General features: G+C 60.2%; 14 protein-coding genes, 3 tRNA genes and 1 pseudogene. 12 read left to right on the top strand and 6 right to left on the bottom strand.

The genetic code is table 11. The features are described 5' to 3' along the window. Positions 1–475 precede the first annotated feature (475 nt). Together ASD52_RS21505 and ASD52_RS21500 are read left to right on the top strand one after the other, a co-directional pair. Positions 476–1771: a cytochrome P450 gene (locus ASD52_RS21505; protein WP_162254174.1), complete on the top strand. Its 1296-nt coding sequence runs from the start codon at positions 476–478 to the stop codon at positions 1769–1771. Beyond that, complete coding sequence (locus tag ASD52_RS21500; protein WP_057225468.1) at positions 1768–2541, top strand: hypothetical protein; 774 nt, start codon at positions 1768–1770, stop codon at positions 2539–2541. The genes ASD52_RS21505 and ASD52_RS21500 overlap by 4 nt, the downstream gene beginning before the upstream one ends. 115 nt (positions 2542–2656) lie before the next feature. On the opposite strand, the gene ASD52_RS21495 is transcribed toward ASD52_RS21500, so the two are convergent. The 3 genes from ASD52_RS21495 to ASD52_RS21485 form a co-directional block, all read right to left on the bottom strand. Further along, positions 2657–2733: transfer RNA gene (locus ASD52_RS21495), tRNA-Arg, on the bottom strand. Positions 2734–2767: 34 nt separating this feature from the next. Beyond that, a complete protein-coding gene (locus tag ASD52_RS21490) occupies positions 2768–3073 on the bottom strand; it encodes an ETC complex I subunit (protein ID WP_025426983.1) in 306 nt (101 codons plus the stop codon). Positions 3074–3355: 282 nt separating this feature from the next. Beyond that, positions 3356–3432: transfer RNA gene (locus ASD52_RS21485), tRNA-Pro, on the bottom strand. Between the two features lie 219 nt (positions 3433–3651). Here ASD52_RS21485 and ASD52_RS21480 point away from each other — a divergent pair. Beyond that, positions 3652–4833: a GGDEF domain-containing protein gene (locus ASD52_RS21480; protein ID WP_057209414.1), complete on the top strand. Its 1182-nt coding sequence runs from the start codon at positions 3652–3654 to the stop codon at positions 4831–4833. Positions 4834–5113: 280 nt separating this feature from the next. Further along, the gene (locus ASD52_RS21475) at positions 5114–6118 is read left to right on the top strand and encodes a GlxA family transcriptional regulator (RefSeq protein ID WP_025426984.1); all 1005 of its coding nucleotides are present in this window, start codon (positions 5114–5116) and stop codon (positions 6116–6118) included. Positions 6119–6193: 75 nt separating this feature from the next. On the opposite strand, the gene ASD52_RS21470 is transcribed toward ASD52_RS21475, so the two are convergent. Together ASD52_RS21470 and ASD52_RS21465 are read right to left on the bottom strand one after the other, a co-directional pair. Beyond that, positions 6194–6448, bottom strand: a complete 255-nt coding sequence (locus ASD52_RS21470; RefSeq protein ID WP_025426985.1) for a YMGG-like glycine zipper-containing protein — start codon at positions 6446–6448, stop codon at positions 6194–6196. Positions 6449–6948: 500 nt separating this feature from the next. After that, positions 6949–7024, bottom strand: a tRNA-Lys gene (locus ASD52_RS21465). A gap of 191 nt (positions 7025–7215) precedes the next feature. On the opposite strand from ASD52_RS21465, the gene ASD52_RS21460 reads away from it, so the two are divergent. Further along, on the top strand, positions 7216–7962 hold the full coding sequence (locus tag ASD52_RS21460; RefSeq protein WP_025426986.1) for a cytochrome c biogenesis CcdA family protein: 747 nt from the start codon (positions 7216–7218) through the stop codon (positions 7960–7962). Positions 7963–8175: 213 nt separating this feature from the next. Beyond that, positions 8176–9137, top strand: a pseudogene (locus ASD52_RS21455) (AEC family transporter). Here ASD52_RS21455 and ASD52_RS21450 read toward each other — a convergent pair. Further along, positions 9105–10316, bottom strand: coding sequence for a UbiH/UbiF family hydroxylase (locus ASD52_RS21450; protein WP_025426988.1), 1212 nt, complete (start codon positions 10314–10316; stop codon positions 9105–9107). The pseudogene ASD52_RS21455 and the gene ASD52_RS21450 overlap by 33 nt on opposite strands. Positions 10317–10595: 279 nt before the next feature. Here ASD52_RS21450 and pcsA point away from each other — a divergent pair, with 279 nt between their 5' ends. From pcsA to ASD52_RS21420, 6 genes are read left to right on the top strand one after another with little or no spacing between them, the layout of a single operon-like run. Continuing rightward, positions 10596–11321: a phosphatidylcholine synthase gene (pcsA, locus tag ASD52_RS21445; RefSeq protein WP_025426989.1), complete on the top strand. Its 726-nt coding sequence runs from the start codon at positions 10596–10598 to the stop codon at positions 11319–11321. Positions 11322–11331: 10 nt separating this feature from the next. After that, entirely contained in the window at positions 11332–12309 is a 978-nt protein-coding gene (locus tag ASD52_RS21440) for a quinone oxidoreductase (RefSeq protein ID WP_025426990.1), read from the top strand. A 49-nt stretch (positions 12310–12358) separates the two neighbouring features. Next, positions 12359–13933: an ABC transporter ATP-binding protein gene (locus tag ASD52_RS21435; RefSeq protein WP_057209410.1), complete on the top strand. Its 1575-nt coding sequence runs from the start codon at positions 12359–12361 to the stop codon at positions 13931–13933. Beyond that, complete coding sequence (locus ASD52_RS21430) at positions 13923–15017, top strand: ABC transporter permease (RefSeq protein WP_057209407.1); 1095 nt, start codon at positions 13923–13925, stop codon at positions 15015–15017. The genes ASD52_RS21435 and ASD52_RS21430 overlap by 11 nt, the downstream gene beginning before the upstream one ends. Continuing rightward, on the top strand, positions 15017–15937 hold the full coding sequence (locus ASD52_RS21425) for an ABC transporter permease (RefSeq protein ID WP_025426993.1): 921 nt from the start codon (positions 15017–15019) through the stop codon (positions 15935–15937). The genes ASD52_RS21430 and ASD52_RS21425 overlap by 1 nt, the downstream gene beginning before the upstream one ends. A 48-nt stretch (positions 15938–15985) precedes the next feature. Further along, complete coding sequence (locus ASD52_RS21420) at positions 15986–17056, top strand: BMP family ABC transporter substrate-binding protein (protein WP_025426994.1); 1071 nt, start codon at positions 15986–15988, stop codon at positions 17054–17056. The last annotated feature ends 40 nt before the right edge of the window (positions 17057–17096 follow it).

The raw sequence follows: 17096 nt of genomic DNA, 5'->3' as shown, positions 1-17096 counted from the left end.
GTCGCAGGGGAGCGATCCGGTTGCTTATGCGTATTGAGGTATTTGCGACCCATGATCCGCCACCTTGTTGAACCCGACATACGGGGGTGACCTCGGCGATCGCTGCCGAGAGGACTCAGCGAACGATCTACCGGGTTTCCCGTATGCCTATTCGTGTCGCTGTCGAAGTCATAAGACTACTCCGTGGCCCATTGAGCTCCGCTTGTACGCGGGAGCTCGTTATCGAAGGTTAAACCGATCAGTAGACTTTTATCGATCTCCGGATTTTTCCGACGGGATGGACGGGTGAAATATGTTCACTTTCCGTTCTCCTGTCAAGGCGCATGTGTCAACCGCTGAACTTGGCCAACTACGCCCTTCGGCGACGCGCAATCACACATTGCACTTGGATTGCGGTCGGCTTAAAACTAGTGCGTGGCGACAAAGGGTGGGACCGAACTTCGCCACGAAACGACCGGCAATGGCGGAGGGGACGATGCTGGATGCTCTGGTTAGGACACTGAAATGGGTGGCTTACAATCAGCGCGAACTTATCCGCACGGGCTTTGATTCTGCCGAGACCTTTCAGGTTGAGCTCATTCTTCCAAGTTACAATGAACGCGGTAGCAACCATCAGGTCCGTTTTTCAAAGCGTAGAGTTGCCTTCTTCTGGAACCCGGAACACTTCGCGGAATTTCACAAGGCGCGGCCTGAGGAGATCGACGTCAGCTCGTCTTACGGCTTCCTCAAACCCTATTTTGGGGACGAGTCGGTATTCGTTACGAGCGGCTCTGGCCACGCCCCCGCCAAACAAGCGGTTTATCGGACAATTCGCCAGCACATGACGATCGAGGCGGACGATCTCATGTTTTTCAGCTATTCAGTCCTCGAACGGTTTCCGACGGGGGTCTATCCCGCACTCAAGCCGATTCAGGAAGTAACAGCTGCGTTTCTGTTGCGGACTGTTTTCGATGTCCAAGGGTCTGCTGCGACCACAACCATCGAACATGCAATAGCTGCTGCTGGGAACGCTTCCGGCACATTTCTAATTTTGCCCGATCTCGTCAGATGGACGCGTCGGTGGGGCGTGGGGTTGGCGATCCGTCGTCAGAGGCTCCACTTGCGCCATTTTATCATGGACCAGTTGCAGGGCATGCTTGTAGCCCACAACTGGGTCGACGAGACGCCTGAAGCCGCTAGGACAGAGATTATCGACAACCTCATGACATTGCTGATCGCTGGCTTTGAGACGACCTCGACGACCATCGCCTGGTTGTTGTACGAGCTGGCTTCGAACAACGACCTGCAGGCCGATCTGAGATCGGAGGTCAGCGAACGGATCAGAGAGAACCCCTTAGATTATTTCGCAGACGACAAGACATTGCTGGCGAGAACCGTCCAGGAAACGCTGCGACTGCACCCATCGATACCGTTTATCATAAGGGAAGTGAAAGCTCCGATCACCATAGGGGGTGTCGCCCTACGTGCCTCCGACTATGCCGTCCTTTCCATCGAGGAGATGCACCGCCGGGGCTTCGACGGAGGTACACGGTTCGATCCATCACGATATCAAACAGCCACCAATCTCCCGAAGCTGGCCACATTTGGCGGAGGTGCAAAAATATGCCCAGGCCGCGCCATCGCGGTGCAACAGTGCCGTATTATCGTGTCGCTTCTATTGGCGAAGTACCTGATCGGCACTACCGACAAGACTCGATCATACATCGCCCGAAACCGGGTTTCAGCGACGCCCGCCGGCGGCATGTTGCTGAAGTTTGATCGTATTCAATGAGCGCGCTGCTGCCGAGAAAAATTACCATTATTGGTTCGGGCTACATCGGTAGGCTTTTGGCGGCGCACCTCTCGAGCGTCACGGAGATCAGTTTGGTCTCAGCTCGGGAATTGATCGCCCAGCCTAAAATCATTGATCGGATTGGTGTGACACTCCAGACAGTTATCTTTGCTCACGGTCAGTCCGTTAATGTACGTGACTTCAGGCAGAGGTTCGACGAAATTCTCTACTCGAGAGTTCAACCCTTGGAGATACTGGCCGCCCTCGCCATAGATCGGGTGATACTGATCAGTTCCACCACGGCGGCCGAGGAAGGTGCGGAGAAGTCTTTGCCACAATTGCAGCGCACCTTCGAGCGGCGCTTTCGAGACTGCTTCCCGCCACAGTCACAGACTGTTTTAAGGGTTGGCACACTCGTTGGCGAGGGAACGCAATTCACCCACGGCCTCCAACAACTGGGCAAAACGTTCCTTCTGAAACGACTTCGGTCCAGAGGGTCACCATCAATTCCCTGGGCCGACCCGCAGCTCGTGTATGACAGTGTGAGAGCGGCGCTAGAGGCAGAAACGCCGCAGAACTGGATCGTCGCTCATGAGCGGACACTCGACCTGAACAGCGCCTTGGACGACATATGCGATCAAATGCGCATTACGGTCCCGCACGGACTGTTCGTTGCAATTTGGCGAGCGTTTGGCATACAGCCAGAGTTTATCTCCACGGACCACGCGCTCTTGCACAAACATGGTTGGGCTTTCCCGCCGGCTATGTAACCGGGGTCCTTCCGGCGCGCTCCGTAGCTTTGCATCACCCTAAGTCCAGACATATGAGGCGCAGAGTCCAGGAATTTTGGAGATCGTCCAGACGTATCTGGCGCTGCATAAGTGGTGGCGACCCCTGCAGGATTCGAACCTGCGACAACCTGCTTAGAAGGCAGGTGCTCTATCCAACTGAGCTAAGGGGCCGTTCCGGGCAGGGCCCGTCGAAAACGGCAGGACCTCAATGGGTCCAGGGCTGCATCCGGCTGAAACGGAAATTGTCCGGGTAGGACACAGTCTTGCGCGTCGCCTCTTTCGGCGCGATCACGCGGTATTCGATGCCGTTGCGTTCAGCGTAGGCGATTGCCTGTTCCGCACTTTCGAAAGTCAGTCGCAGTTGCTGCAACGTGTCGCCGGAGCTGGTGTAGCCCATGATCGGATCGATGGTGCGCGGCTTTTCCTGATCGAACTCCAGCAACCACAGATTCGTCTTGGCTTTACCAGACTGCATGGCGGTCTTTGCTGGACGATAGATCTTTGCGGACATTGTCTCGAACGGCTCCGTTATTTCGCTGGTGGAGCATTTTGCGGCCCCAACATGCGTCTTCCCATAGCGCAGAATGATTTAAAACGGAATGACTTTCAGACGGATAAATCTGGCTTTTCGTCCGTATTTTGTCAGTGCAAGGTGAGTGGTCGATTTACCATGAGGTGGCAATGGCATCACCGCATCCTGCGATCCGGGGCACAAAATGCCCGATATGCCCACATATTGGCGGCAACCAACATCGAGGGCAACTAATAACATAAGATTTTCAAGGGATTTCGTTGGTCGGAGTGGAGAGATTCGAACTCCCGACCCTCTGGTCCCAAACCAGATGCGCTACCAGGCTGCGCTACACTCCGTGCCAACGGCGCCGGAGATACACGCTTCACCCACGCCCTGCAACATGAAATTTCACGTTGACCGACACGGGAGGCCAAATGTGATGCGATGAGAGGGCGCCTTGGCGGCCAATATGCCGGAATTTCAGGCTCTGGTGCCGATTTCTCATTTTCATTTAGTACTCCCTAAACTCCATGCGATAGAGGCGCAGCGACAAACAAACACGCCGAGCCGGATCGATGACCGCCCAACTTGACCTCGCAACTGTGCTGCTGCTTCACAAATCGTCGTTTCTGGTCGGTGCGTTGTGCTTTCTTTATCTCCGGTGGCAGTCACCCCGGAACGAGGGGCTCGGCATTCTGGCAGCCGGGTTTCTTTTTCTCGCTCTGGCCTCGACGCTCTCAGGGTATGGCGAGCAGAAGCTGCTACCCGCTATTCTATGGACGCTTTCCAGTTTTACACTTGGTCTTGGCGGCTACGCCCTGTTCTGGATCGGTTTGCGCCGGCTGAGCGGCCAAAGGCGCCACCGGGCGGATTGGTTGGCGCTTGCCATTCCTTTGACCGGCGCGATTGCCGGCCTGATCACGCACTTCCACGTCATCAATTCTATACGCGCAAGTGCATTCAATACCGGTGCCTTCCTGTTTCTCGCCGCGTCCGCCTTTGCAGTCGTCGCAGATCGGAAAAGCGAGCCGCTGCCGGTCAGGACCATCTTCGCGGCTTCACTCGCAATCGGCGCCACGCTCTGCCTTGCCGTCGTGGTTGGCCTGCTCAAGCCGGATATCCTGCCGATCACCACGACCTACGCCTTCTTCCTGCTGATCATCAGCCACTTCGCCATTGCGCTCTTTGCACTGGTGCTGGTCAAGGAGCGGGCGGAGGCGGCATTGCGGCGAACGGCCGACACGGACATGCTGACCGGTGTGGGAAACCGTCGGTGGTTCCTGTCGCAACTGCCGCGTTTCGGCTGGAAGGGCGACGCCCTTGCAGTCATGGATCTCGATTTCTTCAAACGCATCAATGATCGCTACGGCCATCAGGCGGGCGACCAGGTGCTGATCGCCTTTGCCGAACTGGTGCGGGCAAACCTGCGCGCGACCGATTGTTTCGCAAGGCTCGGCGGCGAGGAGTTCGGGCTCTACCTTCCGAAAACGAACGAGGTGCAGGCGCGAGCGATCGTCGAGCGGTTGCGGCTTGCCACCGAACAATTGCACATCCATTGCGACGGCCAGCGCATTGCCGTCAGTGTCAGCATCGGGTTTGTCGTCGGACAGGATGCGAAAAGCAGCTGGGAAGAGCTCTTCAGTATGGCAGATGCCGCACTCTATCAGGCCAAGGATGCTGGCCGTAACTGCATAGTCGCCTATGCCCCGCCACCGGCTTCGTTCGCAATTGGCATACCAATCGCACGGACAGGTTGAGTTTGACGCGAGGCAGTCGATGATCTGGCTGTCCGCCCTTGCGCGTCGCTATTTCGGGAGCCGGCACATCGCTGGCCTTTTGTCTCCTTAAGAACCTTGGATAAAAAAACGGGCCGGTCGGATCTAGGTCCGGCCGGCCCGTTCCGGCAATATCGCGGAAAGGGGAACGTCTCTGCGCGGGGCTGCAGCACCGCGCGAAGGGAGATCGATTGCCACCTGATAATGCCTGAATGCGGTCCGCCCAATTGACATTTTACGCCAGAAATTTGACATTTCTCGCATGTCTGGCACTGAGAAAATACAATCTATGATCGATGTCGTGGTGGTCGTGCTGCCGGAATCGTCGATCATGTCGCTGGCCTCCGTGCTGGATCCGATGCGCGCTGCCAACCGCGTCTCGGGCCGCCAGGTCTTTCGTTGGCGGTTGCTTTCGGCCGACGGTGAGCCGGTCATCCTGACATGCGGTATACCGATCGCGGTCGACGGCACGTTCTCGCTGCCGCTTGAAGGCGATGTCCTGCTGGCGATCGGTGGCTTCAATCTCGATCGGCATGTCGGGCGCCGGTTCATCGCCACGCTTCAGGAATGCGCCCGCCATTTTGGCATCGTGGCCGGCATCGAATCGGGCTGCTGGCTGCTCGGCCGCAGCGGTCTGCTCAACGGCCGCAAGGCAACCGCCCACTGGGAGGAGCTGGAGGATTTCAGCCAGGCATTTCCAGCATTGACGGTGCTGGGGGATCGGTTCGTCACCGATGGAAAGTTCTGGACCTCCGGTGGTGCGTCACCGACCTTCGACATGATGCTGCACCTCATCACCCAGCGCCTCGGCTCGGCGCTGGCGCTCGATGTCGCCAGCATCTTCGTCTACGACCAGACCCACAGCGCGACGGACATCCAGCCCGTGGTGTCTCTCGGGCGGATCGAGACCCGCGATCCCGGTTTGGCTGAGGCGATCCGCCTGATGGAGCGAACGCTCGAACGGCCGCTGACGGTGTCGGCGCTTGCACGCCGGCTGTCCATTTCGCAGCGGAAGCTGGAACTGCTGTTTACAAAGGGATTATCGACCAGCCCCGGCGCCTATTACCTGCGCCTGCGCCTGCAGGTGGCGCATCGACTGGTGCGCGATTCGGGCAGCCCGATCCGCGAGATCGCGCTGCGCTGTGGCTTCGACAGCCTGTCGGCTTTTTCCCGCGCCTATAGCCGCGAATATGGGACGAGCCCGCTGAAGATGCGTAGCAGGCACCGCGGCGCGGGTGCGACGTCGGAAGGTGGCGAGGGGATCTGAAGGTTGTGAGCGCACCGAACCTTTGCCAGCCATTATTATGTTTGGCGGTCGCGCTATCGGACGCCTGGGCTGCTGCTATTGGCAGCGTGCTTCGAAGCGGCGGCCATAGCGATCCCGATAGATACAATAGCCGTCACGCTCCCGGGAACGACCAATCAGGTTGCCCATAATGCCGCCGGCCACAGCGCCGATAGCCGCGCCGCCCCAGCTGTCGCTCACCACGCCTCCGATGATTGCGCCGGTTCCTGCACCGATTGCAGTCCCTCGCTCTGTCTGAGTGCAGGACGCGAGGGTACCAATCATTCCAACCGCAATGACAAGCTTTCTCATGCTTTCATCCCTTTGCTCGATATCAACCCGGGGCCTGGTGCACGTCTTTGCATCCACGGCGTGAGGTTCAGCATCTACGCAATGCTTGCAATTGTCGATAGTGCCGATTCTCAAAGGCGGCCGGCGCGCTGCTTGGCCTCTCATCCGCGCGGCCGCTGGGAAAGCTCCAACTACGCCGGCAAGAAAGTTGCATTTCTGACCAATGCACCGATCCCGCCTGTCGGCGGACGTACAGCCAGTTCAGAAGATCCACGAGGTTGTCGACTTTCCTGCCCGCTACCGAATGCCAATGGCTGGCACGGTCACCACCTGCGTCTGTACAAGCAGCGCCGGCCGGTACGGTGACCTGTGTTTCTGGCGAAGCATTCCCATATCTTAGCAACGCGGAAGGCAAGGGCGTTCCAGTTAGGGCACGGCGATTTTGAGGGATTTCGATGTACGGTGGCGACTCACTAAGGAGCAGCGATCAAGTGATTTTTAGCTAAGCGCTTGAATTTAAGTGGTGAGCGCGCAGGGATTCGAACCCTGGACCTACTGATTAAAAGTCAGTTGCTCTACCGGCTGAGCTACGCGCTCCCTGGCCGCGGCGGTGAAGCCCGGCGGAAGTGGGCGGACATATGCACTTGAGCTTCCCGCCGGTCAACCCAAAAATTACGGCTTTCGTGAAGAAATGGTGCATGGCGCAATGATCGCCAAAAGGTGATTGGTATCGTCACGGTCATGCGGCTAAGGAATGGCCCAAATACCGCATGCCGGAGTTCTTGCCGTTGTCGATTGCCGATATTTCGATCTGGACCGCCATTCTCGCTGGCGCTCTGTCCTTTCTTTCGCCCTGTGTTCTGCCGCTTGTCCCGCCCTATCTCTGCTATATGGCCGGGGTGTCGGTCGACCAGTTCCGCAGCGGCGAGGTGGTTTCTGCCCGCAGCACCCGGCGCGCCGTTCTGCCGGCGGCGCTTCTGTTTACGCTCGGCTTTGCGACCGTGTTCGTGTCGCTCGGTGCCGGCGCATCCTCGATCGGCCTGCTGTTGCGCCAGCACATGGATCTCCTGTCGCGTATCGGCGGCGTGGTGATCATCATCATGGGCCTGCATTTCCTTGGCGTGTTCAAGATCGGCCTGCTTGCCCGCGAGGCGCGGTTTCAAGGCGGCGGCAAGCCGGCGACGCTGTCGGGCGCCTATATCATGGGCCTTGCCTTCGCCTTTGGCTGGACGCCGTGTATTGGTCCGGTGCTCGGCACGATTCTCGGCGTTGCAGCTGCGCGCGATACGGTCACGGACGGCGCCATGCTTCTGGCCGTCTATTCGCTCGGGCTTGCGATCCCGTTCTGGATCGCCGCCGGTTTTTCCGGTGCGTTCATGCGCTTTCTCCTGCGGTTCCGTCGCCATCTCGGTCTCGTCGAAAAGCTGATGGGCGCGCTTCTGGTGCTGGCCGGCCTTGCCTTCCTCTTCGGCTTCATCAGCTCCGTCGCCATCTGGTTCCAGCAGACCTTCCCGATTCTGATGAAAATCGGCTAGGTCATCAGCGGGTCAATGGACGGGGTTGGCCCTAGCCAAGTGCGCCTCAACCTATTGGAATCGATCGGGTTGATGATATTGGGTTGAACAGGCCCGATTGCGTGAGGGGCGTGTGCATCGTGCCCAACGCGTGGGTACCGCGACAGCGACCGGGTTATGAGCGGGGATTACGTGCCCGCTCAATGTGTCGCATGAGCATGGTCGGGGAGAGGCATGACGGAAATTGCTGGCCTGGTATTGCCGTTCTTCGGGTTGATCTTTCTCGGCTATCTCACCGCCCGCTTCGTCGAGCATCCAGGCGAAGCGATGGGGTGGCTGAACACCTTCATCATCTATCTCGCCTTGCCGGCGCTGTTCTTCAAGCTGGTGTCGCGAACGCCGATCGAGCAACTGACACGAGCAGATTTTATCCTGACGAGCGTCGGTGCGACCTATGTGGTCTTTTCGCTGATCTTCATCATCGGGCTCTACGTCCGGCGCAATACCGTTGGCGAAGCGACGATCCAGGGTTTTGCCGCGGCCTATGGCAATATCGGCTATATGGGGCCGGGCCTCGCCTTGCTGGCGCTGGGTGACGCGGCGGCGGTGCCGGTCGCACTGATTTTCTGCTTCGAGAATGCGGCGCACTTTACCGTGGCGCCGGCGATGATGGCGCTTTCCGGTGGGCGAAAGGAAAAGCCTGCGGTTCTGGCCCTTGGCATCGCCCGCAAGATCATCCTGCATCCGTTCATTCTGTCGACCCTTGCCGGCGTCATCGCGGCGTTTTCGCGGTCCAGCCTCCGCTGCCGGCGCAGCGGTTGATCGACTATCTGGCGCAGGCCGCCGCTCCTTGCGCGTTGTTTGCGATGGGTGTGACGCTGGCGCTCCGGCCGATCAAACGCATCCCGGTCGAGATCGGCTATATCGTGCCGGCCAAGCTTATCCTGCATCCGGTGCTGGTGTTCACGGCGCTCGGCCTGACGGGCAACTATGATCCGGTGTGGGTGCAGACGGCCGTGCTGCTGGCGGCGCTGCCGACAGCGACCAATGTCTTTGTCATCGGCCACCAATATGGCGTCTGGCAGGAGCGGGCCTCTGCGACGATCCTGATCACGACGCTGCTTTCGGTCGCAACCGTGACCGGGCTGCTCTATCTGATCCGCTCAGGCGCTCTTCCGGCCGATCTTTTCCCGTAAGCTGTCCTTCAACGCGTGAAACGCGCTGCCGGGGTGCACGCCTTCGCGCATCAGCAGGCTGCGCAGCGGTCCGGCAGCCGAGAGGATGTGCAGGCCGACGGCGCGCAGCGCCTGAACCGGCAGGAAACTCGACAGCAGCGATCGGTTCAACAGATCGACGCTCGCCGTGCGGCTAACGATATCGAGGCGGCGCCGACTGTCGAACCGGTCGCCGATGTCGCCCGCGAGATTGTCGTCCGTCTTTGCGCCGATCAGATCGACCAGCGTCATCGCGTCGCGAAGGCTCAAGTTGAGACCCTGGGCGCCGATTGGCGGAAAGGCGTGCGCCGCTTCGCCGACGAGCGCGACCCGGCCCTTGCCGAAGCGATGAGCGCTCATGCCCGACAGCGGGAAGGACTGTGGGCTGCCTTCGACCGTGACCTTGCCGAGGATCGACTGCATCCGGTCTTCGACGGCGCGCGAGAGTGCGGCGAGATCGAGCGCCAGCGTGGCTGCGGCATCGTCGGGCTTGCGCACCCAGACGAGGCTCGAGCGGTTGCCGGGCAGGGGCACCTGGGTGAAGGGCCCGCTCTCGGTGTGAAACTCCGTCGAGGTGTCCTGGTGGGAAAGCTCGTGCGAAAAGTTGAGGACGACGGCCGTCTGCGGATAGGACCAGGTGCTGACCGAAATCTTGGCGGCTTCCCGCACCGGCGACCGACGGCCGTCGGCACCGACGACCAGATCGGCGGTGATGTCGCGCCCGTCATCGAGCGAGATCCGCACCTTGTCGCCGGAGAGGTCGAAATCGGACGCTGACATCGTCATGCGATCGAGCGTCTCCGTCTCGGATGCCCGCTCCCGCAGAATGTCGAGGAAGGGGGCGTTCGGAATGTTGTAGCCGAAGGCCGCAAGGCCGACTTCCGACGCGCGGAAGTTCACTGTCGGCGCGCGCAGCAGGCGGTTTGTCCCATCCAGAATGCGCATCGTTGATAGCGGCGCCGTCAGCGGCTGCACCTTCTCCCAGAGGTTCAATTTCTTCAGATAGTCGATCGACTGGTCCATCAACGCGGTCGTCCGTCCGTCTGATGATGCCGGTTCCGGTCCGATCAGCGCGACGCGGTAGCCGCTCTCCGCGAGAGCGATCGCTGCCAGAGAACCCGCGAGGCCAGCGCCGACGACGGCGATGTCGTAATGATCCATGATGGAAAGAACCCTTTCGCTCGCGCCATCAAGCGCCTGCTGCTTTCATCTCATCTTACTTCTAGTCTTGGGCAGAGGCGAAATAAATGGGTTGAATCAGCGCAGAAGCAATTTGAAAGTGTCCACAGAACAATCTTCGCCGGACAAAGTCGTGCTTGAATTTTGCTGGCGATGCGTTGCAAAGGGTGCATATTACGCGCAATGCGCCGCCACAGCGGTTGAGGCAGAGAGTAAAACTCTGTCTGGGGAAATGCAGAAGGGGATAGGCGGCGTCCGCAGATGAAGTTTTTCAACTACAAACGAGTCCCCTACGCCGAGATCCGCGCCTTCTCCGTGCACATATTGACCGCCTCCGGGTCATTCCTCGCTTTTCTTGGCGTCGTCGCCGCGGCCGAACACCGCTTCGTCGATATGTTCTGGTGGCTCGGCCTGGCCTTGCTGGTGGATGGCATCGATGGTCCGATCGCCCGCAAGGTGCGGGTCAAGGAAGTGCTTCCCAATTGGTCGGGCGACACGCTCGACAACGTCATCGACTATGTGACTTACGTGCTCCTGCCGGCGTTTGCGCTCTACCAGAGCGGCATGATCGGCGAGCCATGGTCCTTCGTTGCGGCCGGCGCCATCGTTGTCTCAAGCGCGATCTACTATGCCGACATGGGCATGAAGACCGACGAATACTTTTTCTCGGGCTTTCCCGTCGTCTGGAACATGGTCGTCTTTACGCTGTTCGTCATCCAGGCGAGCGAGCTGACCGCCTCGATCGTCGTCTTCGTATCGGTAGTGTTGACCTTCCTGCCGATCAACTTCCTGCATCCGGTGCGCGTCCAGCGGTTAAGACCGCTCAACCTCGGTGTCTTTTTCCTCTGGTCGGCGCTCAGCATGTACGCCCTGCTTCTGCATTTCGTGACACCGGCCTGGGTGGTGACCGGTGTTCTTGCAACAGGCATCTATCTCTACGTGATTGGTTTCGTCCTGCAGATCCTCCCCAAGCTCGGCCGGACCTAGGAGCTCTTCGATGGCACAGGCAATTGTCGTACGCGAACTCGGTGGACCTGAAGTCCTGAAGCTGGAGGGCGTTACGCTCTCGCCGCCGGGGCCGGGTGAGGTGCAGATCCGCCAGGTGGCTGTCGGGTTGAATTTCATCGACGTCTATTTCCGCACCGGGCTCTACAAGTCCGCCTCGGGCCTGCCCTTTGTCCCGGGCAAGGAAGGTGCGGGGATCGTGACGGCTGTCGGTGATGGCGTCAGCCTCTTCGGTGTTGGCGACCGGGTGGCCTACGCCTCGTCGGATGGCGCCTATGCCAGCGAGCGAAACGTCGAAGCCTCGCAACTGGTCAAGGTGCCGGACGGCATCTCGCTTGAGACGGCGGCGGCGATGATGCTGAAAGGTATGACCGCGCAATATCTGCTCAATCAGACATTCCAGGTTGGGCCTGAAACGACGCTGCTCTTCCATGCTGCTGCCGGCGGCGTCGGCTTGATTGCCGGCCAATGGGCAAAGGCTCTGGGTGCAACCGTCATTGGTACGGCCGGATCGCAGGACAAGATCGATCTGGCGCTTGCCCATGGCTATGACCACGTCATCAACTACCGCACGGACGATTTCGTTGCCCGGGTCAAGGAACTGACCGACGGCAAGGGTGTTGATGTCGTTTATGATTCGGTCGGCAAGGACACCTATCCGGCCTCGCTCGATTGCCTGAAATCGCGCGGCCTCTGGGTGAGCTTCGGCAATTCGTCCGGTCCTGTCGATGCCTTCAGCATCGGCATTCTGGCACAGAAGGGTTCGCTGTTTGCGACGCGTCCGACACTCTTCGGGTATGTGCAGACGCGGCCTGCGCTTGAAGCGTGTGCAAATTCCCTCTTTGATATTGTGCAAAGCAACAAAGTGCGTATCAATATCAATCAGACTTATCCGCTTGCCGACGCCGGTCGCGCGCATACGGATCTTGAGACAAGAAAAACGAGTGGAACAACACTGCTGATTCCTTGATCGAAGCCTTAAGGCGGACGGGGATCGACAGAGGGGAAAAGAGGGCAGCGTGCCTGTTGAGGGAGCAACTGCGAACGGTCCGTTGTTGACTGTGAGCAACCTGACGAAATTGTTTGGCTCGTTTGCGGCCTGCAATGAAATCAACCTGCAGATAGACCAGGGCGAAATCCACGCCCTTCTCGGCGAAAACGGTGCCGGAAAATCGACGCTGGTGAAAATGCTGTTCGGCGTTCTCGCGCCGACGGTAGGCGAGATCGTGTGGCAAGGGCGCAGCGTGCGCATCGCCAGCCCGGCCGCGGCCCGCAAGCTCGGCATCGGCATGGTTTTCCAGCACTTTTCGCTGTTCGAGGCGCTGACGGTAGCGGAAAACATAGCGCTGTCGATGGACGGCAACATTTCGCTGGCCGAGGTCGCGGAGGAAGCTTCACGCCTGTCGCACGCCTATGGCCTGCCGCTCGATCCGAAGGCGCATGTGGCCGACCTTTCCGTCGGCGAACGCCAGCGCATCGAGATCGTCCGCGCCCTCTTGCAGAACCCGCGTCTGATCATTCTTGACGAACCGACATCGGTGCTGACGCCGCAGGAGGCCGATCGACTGTTCGAGACGCTCAACAAGCTCAAGGCGGAGGGACGTTCGGTTCTCTATATCAGCCACCGGCTGGAGGAAGTGCAGCGCATCTGCGACCGCGCCACCGTGCTGCGCCACGGCAAGGTCACGGGCGCCTGTGACCCCAAGGTGGAAACGCCGGCGTCGCTGGCGCGTATGATGGTCGGAAGCGACGTTGCGGCGGTGACCGCCGAGGGCACCAGCACCAAGGGCGAGGTGCAGCTGGAAGCGCGCCACCTTTCCGTTTCCGCACGCACGCCGTTTGCCGTTTCGCTGAAGAACATCTGTCTCAAGGTGCGTGCCGGCGAAGTGCTGGCGATCGCCGGTGTGGCCGGCAACGGCCAGGGCGAACTCTTCGACGCGCTGTCCGGCGAGTATCCGGTTGCAGACGATGCTGCGGTGCAGATCAGGCAAAGGCCGGTCGGCAACAGGAACATCAACGCGCGACGGCTGATGGGCGCCGGCTTCGTTCCGGAAGAGCGCCATGGCCACGCTGCGGTTTCGGCGATGCCGCTCTCGGACAATCTCGTGCTGGCCAGAAGCCGGTCCGACGCCAGGGCCTTCCTCGGCGGCGGCTTTCTCAAGATCATCCGCCGGGACGCGGTGACCACGGCGACCAAGCGCATCTCCGAAGCGATGGACGTGCGCAAGAGCGGGGAAGATCCTCCGGCCGGATCGCTTTCCGGCGGAAATTTGCAGAAATTCATCGTCGGTCGCGAGCTCGACCGCCAGCCCGCCGTCCTGGTCGTCAACCAGCCGACCTGGGGCGTCGACGCGGGCGCTGCGAGCCGGATCCGTCAAGCGCTTGTCGATCTCGCCAAGGCGGGCTCCGCGGTGCTGGTGATCAGCCAGGACCTTGACGAGATCTTCGAGGTGGCGACCGAGATCGCGGTGATCAGTGAAGGACGGCTTTCCGATCCATATCCGGCGCGCGAGCTTTCGCGCGAGAAGATCGGCCTGCTGATGGGTGGCATGTACGGCAAGACGGAAGACACGGGGGCTGTGCATGCGCATTGAACTGGAAAAGCGCGCCAAGATATCGGCGCTGTTCTCGATCCTGTCCCCATTCATCGCCTTTCTACTGACGATCATCTTCGGCGGCATCATGTTTGCACTACTGGGCAAGAACCCGGTCATGGCGCTCTACAGCTTCTTCGTCGAGCCGCTGAGCGAGGTCTGGTCGCTGCACGAACTGGCGATCAAGGCCGCGCCGCTGATCCTGATCGCCGTCGGCCTTTCGGTCTGTTTCCGCTCGAACAACTGGAACATCGGCGCCGAGGGGCAGTTCATCATGGGAGCGATCGCCGGCTCGATCCTGCCGGTGGTGTTTTACGAGTGGCAGTCGCCGCTCGTGCTGCCGCTGATGATGCTGATGGGCATGCTCGGTGGCGCGCTGTTTGCCGCCATTCCCGCCTTCCTCAAGGCGCACATGAACACCAACGAGATCCTGACGAGCTTGATGCTGGTCTACGTCGCCCAGCTCTTTCTCGACTGGATCGTGCGCGGCCCCTGGCGCAATCCGCAGGGCATGAACTTCCCGGAGACGCGCAGCTTTGCGGCTGACGCCATCCTGCCGGAACTGATCGCGTCGGGGCGCACCCACTGGGGTTTTGCCTTCGCCATCATCGCGGCGATCCTCGTCTGGTTCATGATGCGTTATACGCTGAAGGGCTTCGAGATCGCGGTTCTCGGTCAGTCGGAGCGGGCAGGACGCTTTGCCGGTTTCTCGTCGCGGCGGATGATCTGGTTTTCGATGCTGCTCTCGGGTGCGCTTGCCGGTCTGGCCGGGATCTCCGAGGTCAGCGGCGCGATCCAGCAGCTGCGCCCGGTGATTTCGCCCGGCTATGGCTTCACCGCGATCATCGTCGCGTTTCTCGGGCGGCTCAATCCGCTCGGCATCATCGCCGCCGGCCTCGTTCTGGCGCTGACCTATCTCGGCGGCGAAGCGGCGCAGCTCTCGATTGGCGTGTCGGACAAGGTCACGCGCGTCTTCCAGGGCCTGCTGCTGTTCTTCGTGCTCTCCTGCGACACGCTCATTCATTATCGCATCCGGCTGGTCTGGTATCGGTTTGCCGAGACAAACACGGACGGGAGCCGTTGATGGGGATCGTCGAAGCCATACTGTTGAGCGTCATCACCGCCGCAACACCGCTTGTCATTGCCGCCCTCGGCGAACTGGTGACGGAGCGCTCTGGCGTGCTCAATCTCGGTGTTGAGGGCATGCTGGTCATGGGCGCCGTCTGCGCCTTTGCCGCAACCCGGATCACCGGGTCGCCCTACCTCGGGATTCTGGCCGGGGTCGTCTGCGGCGCTGTGTTCTCACAGCTCTTCGCATTCCTGACGTTGACGCTGGTTGCCAACCAGGTGGCGACCGGCCTGGCGTTGACGCTGCTTGGTCTTGGCGTTTCCGGTATGCTCGGAGAGAGCTTTCTCGGCATGCAGGGCATCAAGCTGCAACCCATCGTCATCCCGGTGCTGGCTGATATTCCGGTCCTCGGGCCGCTGTTGTTCCGGCAGGACATCATCTTCTATCTGTCGATTGCCCTGGTCGCGGGCGTTCACTGGTTCCTGTTCAGGAGCCGCGCGGGTTTGAAGCTGCGCGCGGTCGGCGACAGCCATGCCTCCGCCCATGCCCTTGGCGTCAACGTCATCAGGACGCGCTATCTCGCGGTGATGTTCGGCGGTGCCTGCGCGGGCCTTGCCGGCGCGCAGTTGTCGCTGGTCTACACTCCGCAATGGGTGGAAAACATGTCTGCCGGCCGTGGCTGGATCGCGCTTGCGCTGGTGGTGTTTTCGTCCTGGCGTCCGTGGCGTCTCGTTGCCGGCGGCTATCTGTTCGGTGCCGTTTCCATCAGCCAGCTTCATGCGCAGGCCTTCGGCATCGGCATTCCGTCGCAATTCCTGTCGTCGCTTCCCTATCTCGCGACGATCGTCGTGCTCATCCTCATTTCACATAACCGGCGCACGACCCTGATCAATACGCCGGCATCGCTCGGTAAGCCGTTTGTGCCAGATCGGTGACAATAACAACCCAGACGGACGTTTCTCAAACCGACAGAGGTCAAGAAAATGAAAAAACTACTGCTCGCTCTCGCAAGTACCGCTGCCGTCATCGGCTTTGCCAGCGCCGCTGCCGCTCAGGACAAGGCGAAGGTCTGCTTCGTCTATGTCGGTTCCAAGACCGACGGCGGCTGGACCCAGGCACACGATATCGGTCGCCTGGAACTGGAAAAGAAGCTCGGTGACAAGATCGAGACGCAATTCCTCGAAAGTGTGCCGGAAGGCCCGGATGCCGAGCGCGCGATCGAGCGCATGGCACGTTCCGGCTGCGGCCTGATTTTCACGACGTCCTTCGGCTTTATGGATGCGACGATCAAGATCGCCCAGAAGTTCCCGGACGTGAAGTTCGAGCACGCCACCGGCTACAAGACCGCCCCGAATGTGGCGACCTATAACAGCCGCTTCTACGAGGGCCGCTACATCCAGGGCGTGATCGCTGCCAAGATGTCCGAGAAGGGGGTTGCCGGTTACATCGCCTCGTTCCCGATCCCCGAAGTGGTGATGGGCATCAACGCTTTCGTCGTCGGCGCGCGCTCGGTCAACCCGGACTTCAAGATCAAGGTCGTATGGGCCAACACCTGGTTTGACCCGGGCAAGGAAGCCGATGCCGCCAAGGCGCTCGTCGACCAGGGCGTCGATATCCTGACCCAGCACACCGATACGACGGCGCCGATGCAGGTGGCCGCAGAACGCGGCATCAAGGCCTTTGGCCAGGCATCCGACATGATCGCTGCCGGCCCGAAGACCCAGCTGACCGCGATCGTCGACACCTGGGGCGCCTACTACATCAAGCGCACCGAGGCTTTCCTCGACGGCAAATGGGAAACAACGTCGAGCTGGGACGGCCTGAAGGACGGCATCCTGACTATGGCGCCCTACACCAACATGCCTGACGACGTGAAGAAGCTGGCCGAAGAAGCGGAAGCCAAGATCAAGTCGGGCGAGCTGAAGCCGTTCACCGGTCCGCTGAAGAAGCAGGATGGCAGCGAGTGGCTGGCCGCAGGCGCATCGTCGGATGACGGCACACTGCTCGGCATGAACTTCTACGTCGAAGGCGTCGACGACCAGCTGCCGAAGTAAGCACAACGGAAGAACGCAGAAAATGTTCAAACCCCGCCGT

Origin of the sequence: Ensifer sp. Root142, assembly GCF_001426785.1 — a bacterium.
In the GTDB taxonomy this organism is placed as follows: domain Bacteria; phylum Pseudomonadota; class Alphaproteobacteria; order Rhizobiales; family Rhizobiaceae; genus Ensifer; species Ensifer canadensis.
The sequence above is the reverse complement of the archived record's forward strand: the minus strand, read 5'-3'. Positions and strand labels throughout refer to the sequence as shown.